Annotated in this window: 16 protein-coding genes; 7 read left to right on the top strand and 9 right to left on the bottom strand. The window is 57.5% G+C overall.

What is annotated here, in order from left to right:
• Window positions 1–32: 32 nt before the first annotated feature.
• Window positions 33–860, bottom strand: a complete 828-nt coding sequence (locus tag KPHS_07640; protein YP_005225064.1) for a DNA-J like membrane chaperone protein — start codon at window positions 858–860, stop codon at window positions 33–35.
• Window positions 861–1,136: 276 nt separating this feature from the next.
• On the opposite strand from KPHS_07640, the gene KPHS_07630 reads away from it, so the two are divergent.
• From KPHS_07630 to KPHS_07580, 6 genes are read left to right on the top strand one after another with little or no spacing between them, the layout of a single operon-like run.
• Window positions 1,137–3,452, top strand: coding sequence for an organic solvent tolerance protein (locus KPHS_07630; RefSeq protein ID YP_005225063.1), 2,316 nt, complete (start codon window positions 1,137–1,139; stop codon window positions 3,450–3,452).
• 54 nt (window positions 3,453–3,506) lie between these two features.
• On the top strand, window positions 3,507–4,793 hold the full coding sequence (locus KPHS_07620) for a peptidyl-prolyl cis-trans isomerase SurA (RefSeq protein YP_005225062.1): 1,287 nt from the start codon (window positions 3,507–3,509) through the stop codon (window positions 4,791–4,793).
• 5 nt (window positions 4,794–4,798) lie between these two features.
• Window positions 4,799–5,788 carry a 4-hydroxythreonine-4-phosphate dehydrogenase gene (locus tag KPHS_07610; RefSeq protein YP_005225061.1) on the top strand — a complete coding sequence of 330 codons (990 nt, stop codon included), beginning with the start codon at window positions 4,799–4,801 and terminating at the stop codon, window positions 5,786–5,788.
• Entirely contained in the window at window positions 5,785–6,606 is an 822-nt protein-coding gene (locus KPHS_07600; protein YP_005225060.1) for a dimethyladenosine transferase, read from the top strand. Before KPHS_07610 ends, KPHS_07600 begins: the two co-directional genes overlap by 4 nt.
• A gap of 2 nt (window positions 6,607–6,608) precedes the next feature.
• Complete coding sequence (locus KPHS_07590; protein ID YP_005225059.1) at window positions 6,609–6,986, top strand: putative cytoplasmic protein; 378 nt, start codon at window positions 6,609–6,611, stop codon at window positions 6,984–6,986.
• Window positions 6,987–6,990: 4 nt separating this feature from the next.
• Window positions 6,991–7,839, top strand: coding sequence for a diadenosine tetraphosphatase (locus tag KPHS_07580; protein ID YP_005225058.1), 849 nt, complete (start codon window positions 6,991–6,993; stop codon window positions 7,837–7,839).
• A gap of 255 nt (window positions 7,840–8,094) precedes the next feature.
• Here the strand turns inward: KPHS_07580 and KPHS_07570 are convergent, their stop codons facing one another.
• The 6 genes from KPHS_07570 to KPHS_07520 form a co-directional block, all read right to left on the bottom strand.
• Complete coding sequence (locus KPHS_07570) at window positions 8,095–8,574, bottom strand: dihydrofolate reductase (RefSeq protein ID YP_005225057.1); 480 nt, start codon at window positions 8,572–8,574, stop codon at window positions 8,095–8,097.
• A gap of 173 nt (window positions 8,575–8,747) precedes the next feature.
• Entirely contained in the window at window positions 8,748–10,613 is a 1,866-nt protein-coding gene (locus KPHS_07560) for a glutathione-regulated potassium-efflux system protein KefC (RefSeq protein ID YP_005225056.1), read from the bottom strand.
• On the bottom strand, window positions 10,606–11,139 hold the full coding sequence (locus KPHS_07550) for a glutathione-regulated potassium-efflux system ancillary protein (RefSeq protein YP_005225055.1): 534 nt from the start codon (window positions 11,137–11,139) through the stop codon (window positions 10,606–10,608). The genes KPHS_07560 and KPHS_07550 overlap by 8 nt, the downstream gene beginning before the upstream one ends.
• A 131-nt stretch (window positions 11,140–11,270) precedes the next feature.
• Window positions 11,271–11,504 carry a YgdI/YgdR family lipoprotein gene (locus tag KPHS_07540; RefSeq protein YP_005225054.1) on the bottom strand — a complete coding sequence of 78 codons (234 nt, stop codon included), beginning with the start codon at window positions 11,502–11,504 and terminating at the stop codon, window positions 11,271–11,273.
• A gap of 169 nt (window positions 11,505–11,673) precedes the next feature.
• Window positions 11,674–14,898, bottom strand: coding sequence for a carbamoyl phosphate synthase large subunit (locus KPHS_07530; RefSeq protein ID YP_005225053.1), 3,225 nt, complete (start codon window positions 14,896–14,898; stop codon window positions 11,674–11,676).
• Between the two features lie 17 nt (window positions 14,899–14,915).
• Window positions 14,916–16,064: a carbamoyl phosphate synthase small subunit gene (locus KPHS_07520; protein YP_005225052.1), complete on the bottom strand. Its 1,149-nt coding sequence runs from the start codon at window positions 16,062–16,064 to the stop codon at window positions 14,916–14,918.
• 65 nt (window positions 16,065–16,129) lie between these two features.
• Between KPHS_07520 and KPHS_07510 the strand changes: the two genes are divergently transcribed.
• The gene (locus tag KPHS_07510; RefSeq protein YP_005225051.1) at window positions 16,130–16,285 is read left to right on the top strand and encodes a hypothetical protein; all 156 of its coding nucleotides are present in this window, start codon (window positions 16,130–16,132) and stop codon (window positions 16,283–16,285) included.
• 81 nt (window positions 16,286–16,366) lie between these two features.
• Here the strand turns inward: KPHS_07510 and KPHS_07500 are convergent, their stop codons facing one another.
• Entirely contained in the window at window positions 16,367–16,501 is a 135-nt protein-coding gene (locus tag KPHS_07500) for a hypothetical protein (protein ID YP_005225050.1), read from the bottom strand.
• 20 nt (window positions 16,502–16,521) lie between these two features.
• A complete protein-coding gene (locus tag KPHS_07490; RefSeq protein YP_005225049.1) occupies window positions 16,522–17,343 on the bottom strand; it encodes a dihydrodipicolinate reductase in 822 nt (273 codons plus the stop codon).
• Window positions 17,344–17,406 lie beyond the last annotated feature (63 nt).

The following is a 17,406-nucleotide window of genomic DNA, read 5'->3' as shown; positions in this document are numbered from 1 at the left end:
AACCCCTCGCCGGACGGGAGGGGCTGGAAACGTCAGAAGCCGCGCTGCTCTTTGATCAGCTCCCAGGCCTTCTGGATCTCCTGGGCCTTCTGTTTGGCCATCTCCATCATCTCCGGCGGCAGACCTTTCGCTACCAGCTTGTCCGGATGATGTTCGTTCATCAGCTTGCGATAGGCGCGCTTCACCGTCGCCGCGTCGTCGGTCGGTTTTACTCCCAGCACATTGCAGGCATCTTCGAGGGTCGGCCCACGCTGCGCCTGCTGCCAGCCGGCGTTGCCGCCATGCTGGCCATAAGAGCGCTGCTGCGAACCGCCGCCAAACTGGGCGCCGCCCTGCATCATCCGCAGGAATTGATCGAACTGGGCGCGGGAGATGCCGAGCTCGTCGGCAATGACGAACAGCACTTCCCGTTCGTTAGGATGCAGTTCGCCATCAGCGAACGCCGCCTGCAGCTGAATTTCCAGAAACATCCGAATCAGATCGAAACGGCCAAAGCAGACGCTGCGCAGCTGACGCATTTTCTCGCGCAGGGGATAGTTGTCGGCCTTACCGTCGCGAAACGCCTGCTGCGCCGCGGTGCGCGAGGCGCCATGCAGGTTCATGCGATCCATTAGCACATTGGCGACATGAATATCCGCTTCGGTAACGCGGCCCTTGGATTTGGTCAGGTGCCCCATCACTTCGAAGGTGGTGGAAAAGAAGAGCGACTGACGCTCCTGCTGATTGGCGAAGAGATTTAACCGGCGGCTGCGCGCCCGGTCAAACATATGGCCGACCAGAAAGCCAAGCACCACGCCCCAGAACCCACCACCCATCAGCAAAGCCACTGCCACGCCAATCACTTTACCCAAATACTGCATAGACTCCCCAACTGTTTATCGCCGTTAAGCTCGAATATGACCGCACGTTACCCGGCACTCGCGCCTCGGTCAATTGTGGGACATAGCCTATAATTTGCTTTATCATACTCGTCATTCAACAGGGTGCCTAACGCTCGGGCTCGAAACGGGCAGGATTAACACTAGCGTGATAATGTTGAGTAAGTTAGGCTCTGACCGTTTGCAAGCCGCTGTCACAAGATGATGGAACAATAAATACAACGTATGAAAAAACGTATTCCCAGCCTCCTGGCTACGATGATTGCCAGCGCCTTGTATAGCCAACAAGGCCTCGCTGCCGATCTCGCAACGCAATGTATGCTTGGCGTGCCAAGCTATGATCGTCCGCTCGTGGAAGGTCGTCCTGGCGATCTGCCGGTGACGATTAACGCCGATCATGCGAAGGGCAACTACCCGGACAACGCCGTCTTTACCGGCAACGTCGATATTAACCAGGGGAATAGTCGCCTCCGCGCCGACGAAGTTCAGCTGCACCAGCAGCAGGCCGCGGGCCAGGCGCAGCCGGTGCGCACGGTGGACGCGCTGGGCAACGTGCATTACGACGATAACCAGGTGATCCTCAAAGGGCCAAAAGCCTGGTCGAATCTGAATACCAAAGATACCAACGTCTGGCAGGGCGATTATCAAATGGTCGGACGCCAGGGACGCGGCACCGCCGACCTGATGAAACAGCGCGGTGAAAACCGCTATACCATTCTCGAAAACGGCAGCTTTACCTCCTGTCTGCCGGGCTCCGACACCTGGAGCGTCGTCGGCAGCGAAGTTATCCACGATCGCGAAGAGCAGGTTGCCGAGATCTGGAACGCCCGCTTCAAGCTTGGCTCTGTGCCGATTTTCTATAGCCCCTACCTGCAGCTGCCGGTGGGCGATAAGCGTCGTTCAGGCTTCCTGATCCCGAACGCGAAATACAGCACCAAAAACGGCGTGGAATTCTCCCTGCCGTACTACTGGAACATCGCGCCAAACTTCGATGCCACCATTACTCCGCACTATATGAACAAACGCGGCGGCGTGATGTGGGAAAACGAGTTCCGCTATCTGACCCAGCTCGGCAGCGGCTTAACTGAATTCGACTACCTGCCGTCGGATAAAGTCTACGAAGACGACCACTCGAGCGACAGCAACAGCCGCCGCTGGCTGTTCTACTGGAACCACTCAGGGGTTATCGATCAGGTATGGCGTCTGAACGCTGACTACACCAAGGTCAGCGATCCTGACTACTTCAACGACTTCAGCTCGAAATATGGTTCCAGTACCGATGGCTATGCGACGCAGAAATTCAGCGCCGGTTACGTCAACCAGAACTTTGACGCCACGGTATCGACCAAACAGTTCCAGGTCTTTGACCGCGAATCGAGCAACTCCTATTCGGCTGAGCCGCAGCTCGACGTCAACTACTACCAGAATGATGTCGGTCCGTTCGATACCCATCTCTATGGACAGGTTGCCCATTTTGTTAACTCGAATAACAACATGCCGGAAGCGACCCGCGTTCACTTCGAACCGACGATCAACCTGCCGCTGTCCAACGGTTGGGGCAGTCTGAATACCGAAGCCAAGCTGCTGGCGACTCACTACCAGCAGAGCAACCTCGATAAGTACAATGCCGCCAACGGCACTGACTATAAAGAGTCCGTCAGCCGCGTAATGCCGCAGTTTAAAGTCGACGGCAAAATGGTCTTTGAACGCGACCTGCAGGAGGGATTCACCCAAACGCTGGAACCGCGCGTGCAGTATCTGTACGTGCCGTACCGCGATCAGAGTGAAATCGGCAACTACGACTCCACGCTGTTGCAGTCGGATTACACCGGTCTGTTCCGCGACCGTACCTATAGCGGTCTGGACCGCATCGCGTCGGCTAATCAGGTCACCACCGGGCTCACCTCGCGCGTGTATGATGCCGCCGCGGTGGAACGTTTTAATATTTCCGTTGGTCAAATCTACTATTTCACCGAGTCACGCACCGGTGATGACAACATCAACTGGGAGAACAACGATACCACGGGTTCACTGGTCTGGGCCGGCGATACCTACTGGCGCATTGCCGATGAATGGGGTCTGCGCGGAGGGATCCAGTACGATACGCGTCTGGATAACGTTGCCACTGGTAACGGCACCATTGAATACCGTCGCGATGAGAACCGCTTAGTTCAGCTTAACTATCGTTACGCCAGCCCGGAATATATTCAGGCCACGCTGCCGTCATATTCCACCGCGGCACAATATAAACAGGGTATTTCGCAGGTGGGGATGACCGCCAGTTGGCCGATTGTCGATCGCTGGTCCGTGGTCGGGGCCTACTACTACGATACTAATACCCGGAAAGCAGCAAACCAGATGTTGGGTGTGCAGTATAACTCCTGCTGCTACGCCATCCGTCTTGGCTACGAACGTAAAGTCAACGGCTGGAACAGCAACGACAACGGCGGCGAGAGCAAATACGATAACACCTTCGGAATCAATATCGAATTGCGCGGTCTGAGCTCTAACTACGGCCTCGGCACCCAGCAGATGCTGCGCTCGAACATTTTACCGTACCAGAGCTCCCTGTGATGCGGCTGGTTTACAACATCATCCGCATTTGCGGTTAATCGAAATGGAAAAAGTATGAAGAACTGGAAAACGCTGCTTCTCGGTATCGCCATGATCGCGAATACCAGTTTCGCTGCCCCCCAGGTGGTCGATAAAGTAGCGGCCGTCGTCAATAATGGCGTCGTGCTGGAAAGCGACGTCGATGGTTTGATGCAATCGGTTAAGCTCAATGCTGGTCAGGCTGGCCAACAGCTGCCGGATGACGCCACCCTGCGCCATCAAATCCTCGAAAGACTGATCATGGACCAGATCGTGTTACAGATGGGGCAGAAGATGGGCGTGAAGATCTCTGACGACCAGCTCGATCAGGCTATCGCCAACATCGCCAAACAAAATAATATGACCTTGGATCAGATGCGCAGCCGTCTGGCCTATGAAGGCATCAACTACAACACCTACCGTAACCAGATCCGTAAAGAGATGCTGATTTCGGAAGTGCGTAACAATGAAGTGCGTCGTCGCATCACCGTGCTGCCGCAGGAAGTGGAAGCGCTGGCGAAACAGATCGGCGACCAGAACGACGCCAGCACCGAGCTCAACCTGAGCCACATCCTGATCCCGCTGCCGGAGAACCCGACCTCTGATGAAGTCGCCGCGGCCCAGGAGCAAGCAAACTCCATCGTTGAGCAGGCGCGCAACGGCGCCAACTTCGGCAAACTGGCGATCACCTACTCCGCTGACCAACAGGCGCTGAAGGGTGGCCAGATGGGCTGGGGCCGTATCCAGGAGCTGCCGGGCATTTTCGCTCAGGCGTTAAGCACGGCGAAGAAAGGGGATATCGTCGGTCCGATTCGTTCCGGCGTTGGTTTCCACATTCTGAAAGTCAACGACCTGCGCGGTGGTACCCAGAATATCTCCGTTACCGAGGTTCACGCCCGTCATATTCTGCTGAAACCGTCGCCGATCATGAACGACGCCCAGGCTCAGGCTAAGCTGGAACAGATCGCAGCCGAGATTAAGAGCGGGAAAATCACGTTTGCTCAAGCGGCGAAAACCTATTCGGAAGATCCGGGCTCGGCAAACCAGGGCGGTGATTTAGGCTGGGCCACGCCGGACATCTTTGACCCGGCGTTCCGCGATGCGCTGATGCGTCTGAACAAAGGGCAGACCAGCGGACCGGTGCACTCTTCCTTTGGCTGGCATCTGATCGAACTGCTGGATAGCCGTCAGGTCGACAGAACCGACGCCGCGCAGAAAGATCGTGCTTACCGCATGCTGATGAACCGCAAATTCTCTGAAGAAGCGGCAACCTGGATGCAGGAACAGCGCGCCAGTGCGTATGTTAAAATTCTGAGCAACTAATATCGATGCCTGAAACCCGTAAAGTTGTTATCACTCCCGGCGAACCCGCCGGGATTGGCCCTGACCTGGTCGTGCAGCTTGCCCAGCGCGACTGGCCAGTTGAGCTGGTGATTTGCGCCGATGGCGCCCTGTTAACTGACCGAGCCAAGCGGCTCGGTCTTCCTTTATCTCTCCTCCCTTACGATCCCGCGCAACCTCCTGTTCCTCAGCGCGCCGGTACCCTGACGCTGCTGAACGTGCCGCTAAACGTCCCGGCGGAGCCCGGCGTGCTGAATGTGCAAAACGGCGCCTACGTAGTGGAGACGCTGGCGCGCGCCTGCGACGGCTGCCTTAGCGGCGAGTTTGCGGCGTTAGTGACCGGCCCGGTGCATAAAGGCAACATCAACGACGCCGGTATCGCCTTTACCGGTCATACCGAGTTCTTTGAAGAGCGCGCGAAGGCCAGCAAAGTGGTGATGATGTTGGCGACCGAGGAGCTGCGGGTGGCGCTGGTCACCACCCATCTGCCGTTGAAAGCCATCAGCGAAGCGATTACCCCCGAGCTACTGCGCGAGATCATCACCATTCTCGATCACGACCTGCGCACGAAATTTGGCATTGCCCAGCCGCATGTGCTGGTTTGCGGGCTTAACCCGCACGCTGGCGAAGGCGGCCATATGGGAACAGAAGAGATAGACACCATCATTCCGGTGCTGGAAGAGATGCGCGCAAAGGGGATGAACCTCAGCGGTCCGCTGCCGGCAGACACCCTCTTTCAGCCGAAATATCTTGATCATGCCGATGCGGTACTCGCGATGTACCACGATCAGGGCCTGCCCGTGCTAAAATACCAGGGCTTTGGCCGCGGCGTGAACATTACGCTCGGTTTACCTTTTATTCGTACCTCCGTCGACCACGGCACCGCACTGGAATTAGCGGGCCAGGGAAAAGCGGACGTCGGCAGTTTTATCACGGCGCTTAATCTCGCCATCAAAATGATTGTTAATACCCAATGAATAATCGAGTCCATCAGGGCCATTTAGCCCGTAAACGCTTCGGGCAGAACTTCCTCAACGATCAGTTTGTGATCGACAGCATCGTCTCGGCGATTAACCCGCAGAAAGGCCAGGCGATGGTTGAAATCGGCCCCGGCCTGGCGGCCCTGACCGAGCCGGTCGGCGAACGCCTTGACCAGCTGACCGTCATCGAACTGGACCGCGATCTGGCGGCTCGCCTGCAGACGCATCCGTTCCTCGGTCCAAAGCTGACCATCTATCAGCAGGATGCGATGACCATGAACTTTGGCGAACTGGCGGAGAAAATGGGCCAGCCGCTGCGCGTCTTCGGCAACCTGCCGTACAATATCTCGACCCCGCTGATGTTCCATCTGTTCAGCTATACTGATGCCATTGCCGATATGCACTTTATGCTGCAGAAGGAAGTAGTGAATCGTCTGGTTGCCGGACCGAACAGTAAGGCGTATGGTCGGTTAAGCGTGATGGCGCAATATTATTGCCAGGTGATCCCGGTACTCGAAGTGCCGCCGAGCGCGTTTACCCCGCCGCCTAAGGTCGACTCCGCGGTGGTACGCCTGGTGCCGCACAGCACCATGCCGTATCCGGTCAAAGAGATCCGGGTGCTGAGCCGCATCACCACCGAAGCGTTCAACCAGCGCCGCAAGACTATCCGCAACAGTCTCGGCAATCTGTTCAGCGTGGAAGTGCTGACCGAGCTGGGCATCGACCCGGCCATGCGCGCCGAAAATATTTCCGTGGCGCAGTACTGCCTGATGGCCAACTGGCTGTCTGACAATCTGCCAACGAAGGAGAGCTAACCATGATTCATTCGCCCCGGGTGTGTGTCCAGGTACAGAGCGTCTATATCGAATCGCAGTCTTCCCCGGAAGAAGAGCGCTACGTCTTCGCTTACACCGTCACCATTCGCAACCTGGGGCGGAGTCAGGTTCAGCTGCTTGGCCGCTACTGGCTCATCACTAACGGCCACGGTCGTGAGACTGAAGTTCAGGGTGAAGGGGTGGTCGGCGAGCAACCGCATATTCCCGCCGGCGGTGAATATCAATATACCAGCGGCGCAGTGATTGAAACGCCGCTGGGAACCATGCAGGGTCATTATGAGATGATCGATATCGACGGCGCGCCGTTCCGTATTGAGATCCCTGTTTTCCGTCTCGCAGTTCCAACGCTCATTCATTAAAACAATGTCAACATACCTTATTGGCGACGTTCACGGTTGCTACGATGAACTGATCGCATTATTAGCGCAGGTTGAATTCGATCCGCGGAGAGATACGCTGTGGCTGACCGGCGATCTGGTGGCCCGAGGCCCGGGATCGCTGGAGGTCCTGCGCTATGTCAAATCTCTGGGCGACAGCGTACGACTGGTGCTGGGCAACCATGACTTACACCTGCTGGCGGTCTTTGCCGGTATCAGCCGCAACAAGCCGAAGGATCGTCTGAAACCACTGCTGGAAGCGCCGGATGCCGATGAGCTGCTCAACTGGCTGCGTCGCCAGCCGCTGCTGCAGGTGGATGAAGAGAAAAAGCTGGTGATGGCCCACGCCGGCATTACCCCGCAGTGGGATCTGGAGACCGCCCAGCAGTGCGCGCGCGATGTTGAAGCAGTGCTCTCCAGCGACTCCTATCCTTTCTTCCTCGATGCCATGTACGGCGACATGCCGAACCACTGGAGCAACGAGCTGAGCGGCCTGGCGCGCCTGCGCTTTATCTCTAACGCCTTTACCCGCATGCGCTACTGTTTCCCGAACGGCCAGCTGGATATGTATTCGAAGGAAGCGCCCGAGGACGCCCCGGCGCCGCTGAAGCCGTGGTTTGCCATTCCCGGCCCGGTCAGCAATGCCTACAGCATTGCCTTTGGCCACTGGGCTTCGCTGGAGGGACGCGGCACGCCGGAGGGGATTTACGCCCTGGATACCGGCTGCTGCTGGGGCGGGGAACTCACCTGCCTGCGCTGGGAAGATAAGCAGTACTTCACCCAGCCGTCAAACCGGCAGAAAAGCCTCGACGAAGGCGAAGCCGTCGCGTCCTGACTCTTCCCGGATAGCGGCGCGTTGCGCCTTATCCGGGCTACCTGCGGCGTCGTTTTGTCGGGTGGCGGCTAACGCCTTACCCGACCTACGTTTATGTGCTATTTGTCGCCCCGGGGAGCGCTTCAGAAAGAAGACGAAGCCCGCGACGGGAAACATGACGAGATACTGAGTGCGCCATCGTCGCGCAATTCATGCAAAAGAAAACCCCGGTCACGCCAGACGCGACCGGGGTTTTTTTATCGCTATCCTGCCCGCTTAACGGCGTTCGAGGATCTCAAAGCAGTAGCTATGGGAGTTCTGCGCGTCGGCGTCATGAAACTCGCTGAACACCGACTCCCATTCGTCCGGATCGTAATCCGGGAAATGGGTATCGCCTTCCACTTCCGCATCAATATGGGTCAAGTAGAGCTTCTGCGCTTTCGGCAGGAACTGCTCATACACCCGGCCGCCGCCGATCACCATAATCTCTTCCACATCGCCGCAGGCGGCAATTGCTTCTTCTACGGAGGAGACCCACTGCACGCGATCGTCGCTGCCGGGTTTGCTGCTGATCACGATATTTTTACGCCCCGGCAATGGGCGCCCAATGGATTCCCAGGTCAGACGCCCCATCACCACCGGCTTATTTAACGTGTTGCGTTTGAACCAGGCGAGATCGGCAGGCAGGTTCCATGGCATGGCGTTTTCCATACCAATGACGCGATCTACCGCTAACGCCGCAATCAGACTGATCATTCATTCATTCCCGAGTGCAAAAAATTGTCGCCACTATACGGAAAGCGTACAACTTCGTCGACTGGCCGGAGGGTAAAGAATAAGAAAATTTTCTGATTTGCTGGCAAGCCCACGTTCACACCGTGGGCCGCCAGAAGAGGATCCAAACGAAAACAAAATGTTACTGGTCAGCCTCAGGCTGAGGGCTTATTTTCCGGCTCATCGGCAATATCCCCGGTGTGCCTGCCCTCTTCCGTACCCTGCCAGCCATGACGCTGCACCAGCGACAGATGATGACGATCTTCGTTGATGATGCCGGTCAGCATATCGCTGGTCCGCTTGAAGACCGCCACCCGCGACGCGGCATCGTTTTCCGCCATCGCCACCATCTCTTCGACCATCTGCAGGTTGAATCGACGGAACAGATCGGCCCGCTCGCGCGCTTCATAGGCGCCGAGCCCCAGCGCCTCCAGCGTCATTCGGCCGGACTTCAGCGCCGCCTCGAAGGTTTCACGCTCCGGGGCCTCGACGCCAGCCTGGCGCAGCTGAATGTAATGATCGACATCGCGGGCGCGGGAGATGATCTGCAGATGCGGAAAATGCTCTTTTACCCTCGCCACCAGCTCCAGGCTGACGTGCGGATCGTCAATGGCATTGATCAGCACTTCCGCCTTTTCGGCCCCGGCCGACTCCAGCAGATCGACCCGGGTGGCATCGCCGTAGAAAACCTTCATATCAAATTTGCGCAGGGTATCGACATGGTCCGGGTCATGATCGAGGATCACCATCTTCACCCCGCTCGAGAGCAGCAATCGCCCGGCAATCTGCCCGAAGCGGCCAAAGCCGGCGACAATCACCCGCGGCTGCTCTTCATCAATCTCGTCAGCATCACGCGCCTGGCCGCTGGACGATTTCTCCAGACGGGTCAGCAGCACCAGCAGAATGGGGGTTGCCGCCATCGACAGGGCCACCGCCAGGGTCAACGCTTTTGCCCATTCGCCGTCCAGTACATCCGCCATCCGCGCGGCGCCAAACACCACAAACGCGAACTCACTCCCCTGCCCCAGCAGCACCGCAAACCAGCGGCGCTGGGCGCGCGGTACGCCAAGCGGCCTGGCGATAAGCCACAGCATCAGCATTTTTATCGCCAGGAAACCGACCAGCAAAATCACAATACGCAGCGGATGGGTGACCAGGGTGCCGAAATCAATCGACATGCCGACGCCGATAAAGAACAGCCCCAACAGCAGTCCTTTAAACGGCTCAATATCACTCTCCAGCGCATGACGATATTCGGAGCTGGCCAGCAGCACCCCGGCGAGAAACGCCCCCATCGCCATCGACAGCCCCACCTCTTCCAGCAATAAGCCAAAGCCGAAGACCAGGAACAGGGCCACGGCGCTGAACACTTCGCGCAGGCCGGAACGGGCGACAAAGCGCAGCAGCGGCCGGGTCAGATAGCGCCCAAGGACCACCACCAGCGCCAGCGCTGCGGCCACTTTCAGCGCGGAGAGGGCAAAAGCCATCAGCGAGGTGGCGCCGCCGCTGGCCGCCAGCAGCGGGATCATCGCCACCAGCGGGATCGCGGCGATATCCTGGAACAGCAGCACCGCGAAGGCGCTCCGCCCCATCTGCGACACCGTCAGATTGCGCTCATTCATCGCCTGCATAGCAATGGCTGTGGAAGAAAGCGCCAGAGTCATACCAATCAGCTCGGCCACCTGCCAGCGCAGGCCCAGCAGCATGCAGAACAGGCCGATCAACACCCCGCAGGCCACCATCTGCAGTGCGCCGCCGCCAAACACCGAGGCGCGCAGCTTCCATAAGCGCTGCGGATCGAGCTCCAGACCAATGACGAACAACATCAGCACCACGCCAATCTCGGCAAAGTGCAGAATCGCCTCGGCATCGGTCACCAGCCGCAGCGCCCACGGGCCGATAATACAGCCGGCGATGAGATAGCCCAGCACTGACCCCAGCCCCAGACGGACGGCGATGGGCACAATCAGCGCCGCGGCGCCGAGGTAAATCAACGCCTGTATCAGCGTATGGCTATCCATTCTGGTGTGCCTCCTGCCAGTCGATTAAGCGTTGACGATAGCGGCGGGCCTGCGCCTGCAGCGTTTCATCATCGCAGATAAAGGTGCAGTGCATAGCGAACGGCGGCAGCCATTTCATCCCGCAGTAAAGCGCAGTTGCCTGCAGAGGCTGCGCCAGCACCGGGAAACCGGGAAACGAACCGATATCAAAGTGGCTTTCACCGCCGCCGGTAGTGACCGCCCACATCAGCGATTTACCGCGCAGGGCAATACCGTTGTGACCATAGGCCCAGCCGTGCGACAGCACCTTGTCCATCCACAGCTTGAGCAGCGGCGGTACGCTATACCACTGCATAGGATGCTGCCAGATAACCAGATCGGCACGGGCCAGCGCCGCCTGCTCGGCGGCGACATCGATATTAAAGTCGGGATAGAGTTGATAGAGGGAGCGTATCTCTACGCCTTCAAGCGTCCCTGCCTGTTCAAGCATTCGCTTATTCGCATGAGAATGCTGCGGATAAGGATGCGCATAAATTATCAGAATCATTGATTGGCCTGCGTTTGCTCTTGTCGTAATCAGCAAGAGTGTAGACAGTTAAGCGAACCGCTTACAATGATAACTGTGATTTATGTCGCGATGGCTTACGCAACGCGCGCCCTGAGGGTTAACGTCAGGCCTTAGTTATCCAGCTCGTCCATGGACTTCACCTGGTCGCGGTTAATCTGCTCCACGCGGCCGGTTTCGGCATTTTTGTATGAGACAAGGCCGGTGTCATCATCCACCTGCGGTTTGCCGCTGGTGACAATGGTCTTGCCGTCGGTGGTTTTGATCGACTGATTCGATGAGCAGCCGGCCACGAACATGATTGCCGTCGCTGCCAGTGCGGATGCCACCAGAATATTGTTCCGCATTGTATCCTCCTGTCTTTTCATCAATAGGTATCGTTATGGTGCTAACTATAGTTAGCCTGACCCGACAGGGGGTTAAAAGCAGAACTCTCTGAAGATGGCTGCGGCCCAAAAAAATAGGCTGACGATGTCGTCAGCCCAGGATTGTTGCTATCCGGCCAGGCCGGGAAGCTTATTTAGTGATTTGCGCGTGCATTTCCTGAACCGAAATCACCTTCTCGGTGGCGTCAGCGTTCAGCGCCATCGCGGTGGCAAAGCCGCCGTTCAGGGTGGTGTCGTAATGCACTTTGTACTGCAGCGCGCTGCGGCGAATCAGCTTGGAGTCTTCAATCGCCTGGCGACCTGCGGTGGTGTTGATGATGTAGGTATATTCGCCATTCTTGATGCGGTCCTGAATGTGCGGACGACCTTCATGCACCTTGTTCACCAGACGCGGGTTAATGCCCGCTTCACCCAGCACAATCGCCGTACCGTGAGTCGCATCCAGCTCGAAGCCAAACTTCAGCAGCTTCGCCGCCAGGTCAACCACGCGCTCTTTATCGCCTTCGCGGACGGAGAGCAGCGCGCGACCCTGTTTCTTCATGGTCGAGTTGCTGCCCAGCTGCGCTTTGGCGAACGCTTCGGCAAAGGTGCGGCCGACGCCCATCACTTCCCCGGTGGAGCGCATTTCTGGCCCTAACAGCGGGTCAACGCCCGGGAATTTATTGAACGGCAGGACCACCTCTTTCACCGAGTAGTACGGCGGGATGATCTCTTTGGTCACGCCCTGCTGCGCAAGAGTCTTACCGGCCATCACGCGCGCCGCCACTTTCGCCAGCGGGACGCCGGTGGCTTTGGAGACGAACGGTACGGTACGCGCCGCACGCGGGTTGACCTCAATCAGATAAACTTCGTTATCTTTCACCGCGAACTGGACGTTCATCAGGCCGCGAACCTGCAGCTCGAAGGCCAGCTTCTGCACCTGCTCGCGCATTACATCCTGAATCTCTTTGCTCAGGGTGTAGGCCGGCAGGGAACAGGCGGAGTCGCCGGAGTGGACGCCTGCCTGCTCGATATGCTCCATGATGCCGCCAATCAGCACCATTTCGCCATCGCAGATGGCATCGACATCCACTTCAATCGCATCGTCGAGGAAGCGATCCAGCAGCACCGGCGCGTCGTTGGAGACGCTGACCGCGGTCTGGAAGTAGCGGCGCAGATCCTGCTCGTCATAGACGATCTCCATCGCCCGGCCGCCGAGCACATAAGACGGACGCACCACCAGCGGGTAGCCAATCTCTTTCGCTTTCTCTACCGCCTGCTCAATGGCGGTGACGGTGGCGTTCGCCGGCTGCTTCAGCTTCAGACGGTCAACCGCGTGCTGGAAGCGCTCACGGTCTTCCGCCCGGTCGATAGCGTCCGGACTGGTACCGATAACCGGCACGCCGGCAGCTTCCAGGGCACGAGCCAGTTTCAGCGGGGTCTGGCCGCCGTACTGGACGATAACGCCTTTTGGCTTCTCGATGCGCACGATTTCCAGCACGTCTTCCAGGGTCACCGGCTCAAAATACAGACGGTCGGAGGTGTCGTAGTCGGTAGAGACGGTTTCCGGGTTACAGTTGACCATGATGGTCTCGTAACCGTCCTCGCGCAGCGCCAGCGAGGCGTGTACGCAGCAGTAGTCGAATTCGATACCCTGACCGATACGGTTCGGGCCGCCGCCGAGGACCATGATTTTATCGCGGTCAACGGACGGGTTGGACTCACACTCTTCTTCATAAGTGGAGTACATGTAGGCGGTATCGGTAGCAAATTCCGCAGCGCAGGTGTCCACGCGCTTGTAGACCGGGTGCAGGTCATACTGGTCGCGCAGCTTGCGGATTTCCGCTTCCCGCACGCCCGCCAGCTTCGCCAGACGCGCATCGGCAAAGCCTTTACGCTTCAGGGTGCGCAGGAAGTCAGCGTCGAGGCCGTTGATGCCCACTTCCGCCACTTTCTCTTCCAGACGGACCAGCTCTTCAATCTGTACCAGGAACCAGCGGTCGATGTTGGTCAGGTTGAAGACGCCGTCAACCGAGAGGCCCGCGCGGAACGCGTCAGCGATATACCAGATACGCTCAGCGCCGGCATCTTTCAGCTCGCGGCGGATTTTGGTCAGCGCTTCCGGGTCGTCGAGGCTCACTTTCGGGTCGAAGCCGGTAGCGCCCACTTCCAGACCGCGCAGCGCTTTCTGCAAGGATTCCTGCTGGGTACGGCCAATCGCCATCACTTCGCCGACAGACTTCATCTGGGTGGTCAGACGGTCGTTGGCGCCGGCGAATTTTTCGAAGTTAAAGCGTGGGATTTTAGTGACCACGTAGTCAATGGACGGTTCAAAGGAAGCCGGGGTGCGGCCGCCGGTGATGTCGTTCATCAGCTCGTCAAGGGTATAACCTACCGCCAGCTTGGCTGCCACTTTAGCAATCGGGAAGCCGGTGGCCTTAGAGGCCAGCGCCGAGGAGCGGGAGACGCGCGGGTTCATTTCGATAACGATCAGGCGACCGTTTTTCGGGTTGACCGCGAACTGCACGTTAGAGCCGCCGGTTTCGACGCCGATTTCACGCAGCACCGCCATCGAGGCGTTACGCATGATCTGGTACTCTTTGTCGGTCAGGGTCTGCGCCGGGGCAACGGTGATGGAGTCACCGGTGTGGATCCCCATGGCGTCGAAGTTTTCGATGGAGCAGACGATGATGCAGTTATCGTTCTTATCGCGCACCACTTCCATCTCGTACTCTTTCCAGCCGATCAGCGATTCATCGATCAGCAGTTCGTTGGTCGGAGAGAGATCCAGGCCGCGTTCACAAATTTCTTCGAACTCTTCGCGGTTATAGGCGATACCGCCGCCGGTGCCGCCCATGGTGAAGGACGGACGGATGATGCACGGGAAACCAACGTCGGCGGCAACCGCCAGCGCCTCTTCCATCGTGTGGGCGATACCAGAGCGCGCGGTGTCGAGGCCGATTTTTTTCATTGCGATATCGAAACGGCGACGGTCTTCGGCTTTATCAATCGCATCGGCGGTGGCGCCAATCATGGTCACGCCGAATTCAGCCAGGACCCCCTGACGCTCCAGCTCGAGCGCGCAGTTCAGCGCCGTCTGGCCGCCCATGGTCGGCAGCACCGCATCCGGGCGCTCTTTTTCGATGATTTTACGCACCACTTCCCAGTGAATCGGCTCGATGTAGGTGGCATCGGCCATTTCCGGGTCGGTCATGATGGTCGCCGGGTTAGAGTTCACCAGGATAACGCGGTAGCCCTCTTCGCGCAGCGCTTTACAGGCCTGGGCGCCGGAGTAGTCAAACTCACACGCCTGACCGATAACAATCGGGCCCGCGCCCAGAATCAGGATACTTTTTATGTCTGTACGTTTTGGCATTGCTCTTTTACTCCTGATTATTTCGCGGACTGACGGTAGAGCTCAATTAACTCGATAAAGTGGTCGAACAGCGGCGCGGCATCGTGCGGCCCCGGGCTCGCTTCAGGGTGCCCCTGGAAGCTGAACGCCGGTTTGTCGGTACGATGGATCCCCTGCAGGGTGCCATCGAACAGCGACTTATGGGTCACGCGCAGGTTGGCCGGCAGCGTCGCCTCATCTACGGCGAAACCGTGGTTCTGGGCAGTGATCATCACCACGTTGTTATCAATATCTTTCACCGGGTGGTTGCCGCCGTGGTGGCCGAACTTCATCTTAATGGTCTTGGCACCGCTCGCCAGCGCCAGTAGCTGATGGCCAAGGCAGATGCCGAATACCGGAATATCGGTCTCAAGGAATTTTTCAATCGCCTCGATAGCGTAATCGCACGGCGCCGGGTCGCCAGGGCCGTTGGAGAGGAAGATACCGTCCGGATTGAGCGCCAGCACGTCCGCGGCGGAGGCCTTCGCCGGCACCACCGTCAGGCGGCAGCCGCGGTCAACCAGCATTCGCAGGATGTTGCGTTTCGCGCCGAAGTCATATGCCACAACGTGGAACGGCAGCTCGCTTTCCGCTTTCGCTTCCGGCAGGTCGCCCGCCAGGGTCCAGCTACCTTGCGTCCAGCTATAGGTTTCTGCGGTGGTCACTTCCTTCGCCAAGTCCATGCCGTTCAGGCCCGGGAACGCTTTCGCTTTTTCCAGCGCCAGCTGGGCATCCGGGCTGTCGCCCGCGATGATGCAGCCGTTCTGCGCCCCTTTCTCACGCAGCAGACGCGTCAGCTTGCGGGTATCGATATCGGCAATCGCCACGATGTTATGGCGCTTCAGATAAGAAGAGAGGTCTTCAGTACTGCGGAAGTTGCTGGCAATCAGCGGCAGGTCGCGAATAACCAGACCCTGCGCATGTACCTGAGAAGATTCTTCATCGGCGGCGTTGGTGCCGACATTACCAATATGAGGATAAGTAAGAGTGACGATTTGGCGGGAATAGGAAGGATCAGTGAGGATTTCTTGATAACCGGTCATTGAAGTATTGAAAACGACTTCCCCAACCGCCGTGCCGGTTGCCCCGATGGCCCGACCGTGAAACTGGGTTCCGTCTTCCAGAACCAATAGCGCTGACTTAATCAAAACATCCTCCAGAGAATATCCACTCACTTTATTTGCATATTAATTCATAAACACGATCTGAATCAATGCAAATCTGTTGCCCGCAGATTTTTGGCAAACGGCGGCATTCTGGAGAGATGTCGGATAAAAGTCAACTTAAAGCGGAGATTTTTAATGTCATTTTACGCCACTGGTGCGTAACCCGTGATTTTTACGCCAAAAAGATCAACAAACCTGGCTGAGAAAACGCTTGCGGATGTGGAAGAGTGTAAAACAGAGCGATGCTCGGCAAAAAAGTGGACCAAATGGTCAAAATTTACATTTCATTCACTAAAAAACACGCTAATATTGTATTTTTTACGCATTACACTTAAAACATACGCCATAATTCGCAAAAATAAAAAAGGGCAACAAAATATTGCCCTCTGCATCAATAACTTATTGATAGCAATAACCACATTACGATGGGTAATAATCGTTATAAACTATTCAGATCCAGCACATCACGCATATCAAACAGGCCATTTTTCTTGCCTTTCAGCCACAATGCTGAACGAACAGCGCCATTTGCAAAGGTCATGCGGCTGGACGCTTTATGGGTGATTTCAATACGCTCACCGATGTCAGCAAACATTGCCGTATGCTCCCCGACGATATCCCCCGCGCGAACGGTCGCGAAGCCGATGGTGCCCGGGACGCGTTCGCCAGTGTAGCCTTCACGACTGTAGACCGCGCAGTCCTTGAGATCTTTGTTCAATGCCCCGGCGATCGCTTCGCCCATCGCCAGCGCGGTGCCTGACGGCGCATCCACTTTATGCCGGTGGTGCGCTTCGATAATTTCGATGTCGGTATAGTCGCCCATCACCTTTGCCGCCTTCTCCAGCAGCTTCAACAGGACGTTGACGCCAACGCTAAAGTTAGCGGCGAAGACAATGGCAATGTCCTGCGCGGCATCGCGAATCGCCTGTTTGCCAGCGTCGTCAAAACCGGTGGTGCCGATGACCATCCCTTTGCCGTGCTCGCGGCAAAACGCCAGATGGTTCAGCGTGCCTTCCGGGCGGGTAAAATCGATCAACACGTCGAAATCATCTTTTACCGCCGCCAGGCTGCTCTGCACCGCGACGCCCGCTTTGCCGGCGCCCGCCAGCTCGCCGGCGTCGCTGCCCACCAGGCTTGACCCTTCGCGCTCCAGCGCCGCGCCCAGCGCCACGCCTTCCATCTGCAATGCAGCCTGAATTAACTGGCGTCCCATCCGGCCGCCCGCGCCGGCGATGGCCACGCGGATTTGTGCATCATGCATAGCTATTCTCTTTTGTTAACATTACGTAAATTGTTTTCAGAGTAACCAGCCCGTCAGCGGGCC

Origin of the sequence: Klebsiella pneumoniae subsp. pneumoniae HS11286 (genome assembly GCF_000240185.1) — a bacterium.
Lineage (GTDB): Bacteria > Pseudomonadota > Gammaproteobacteria > Enterobacterales > Enterobacteriaceae > Klebsiella > Klebsiella pneumoniae.
Note: the sequence above shows the minus strand (reverse complement) of the source record. Positions and strands in the feature narration are given on the sequence as shown.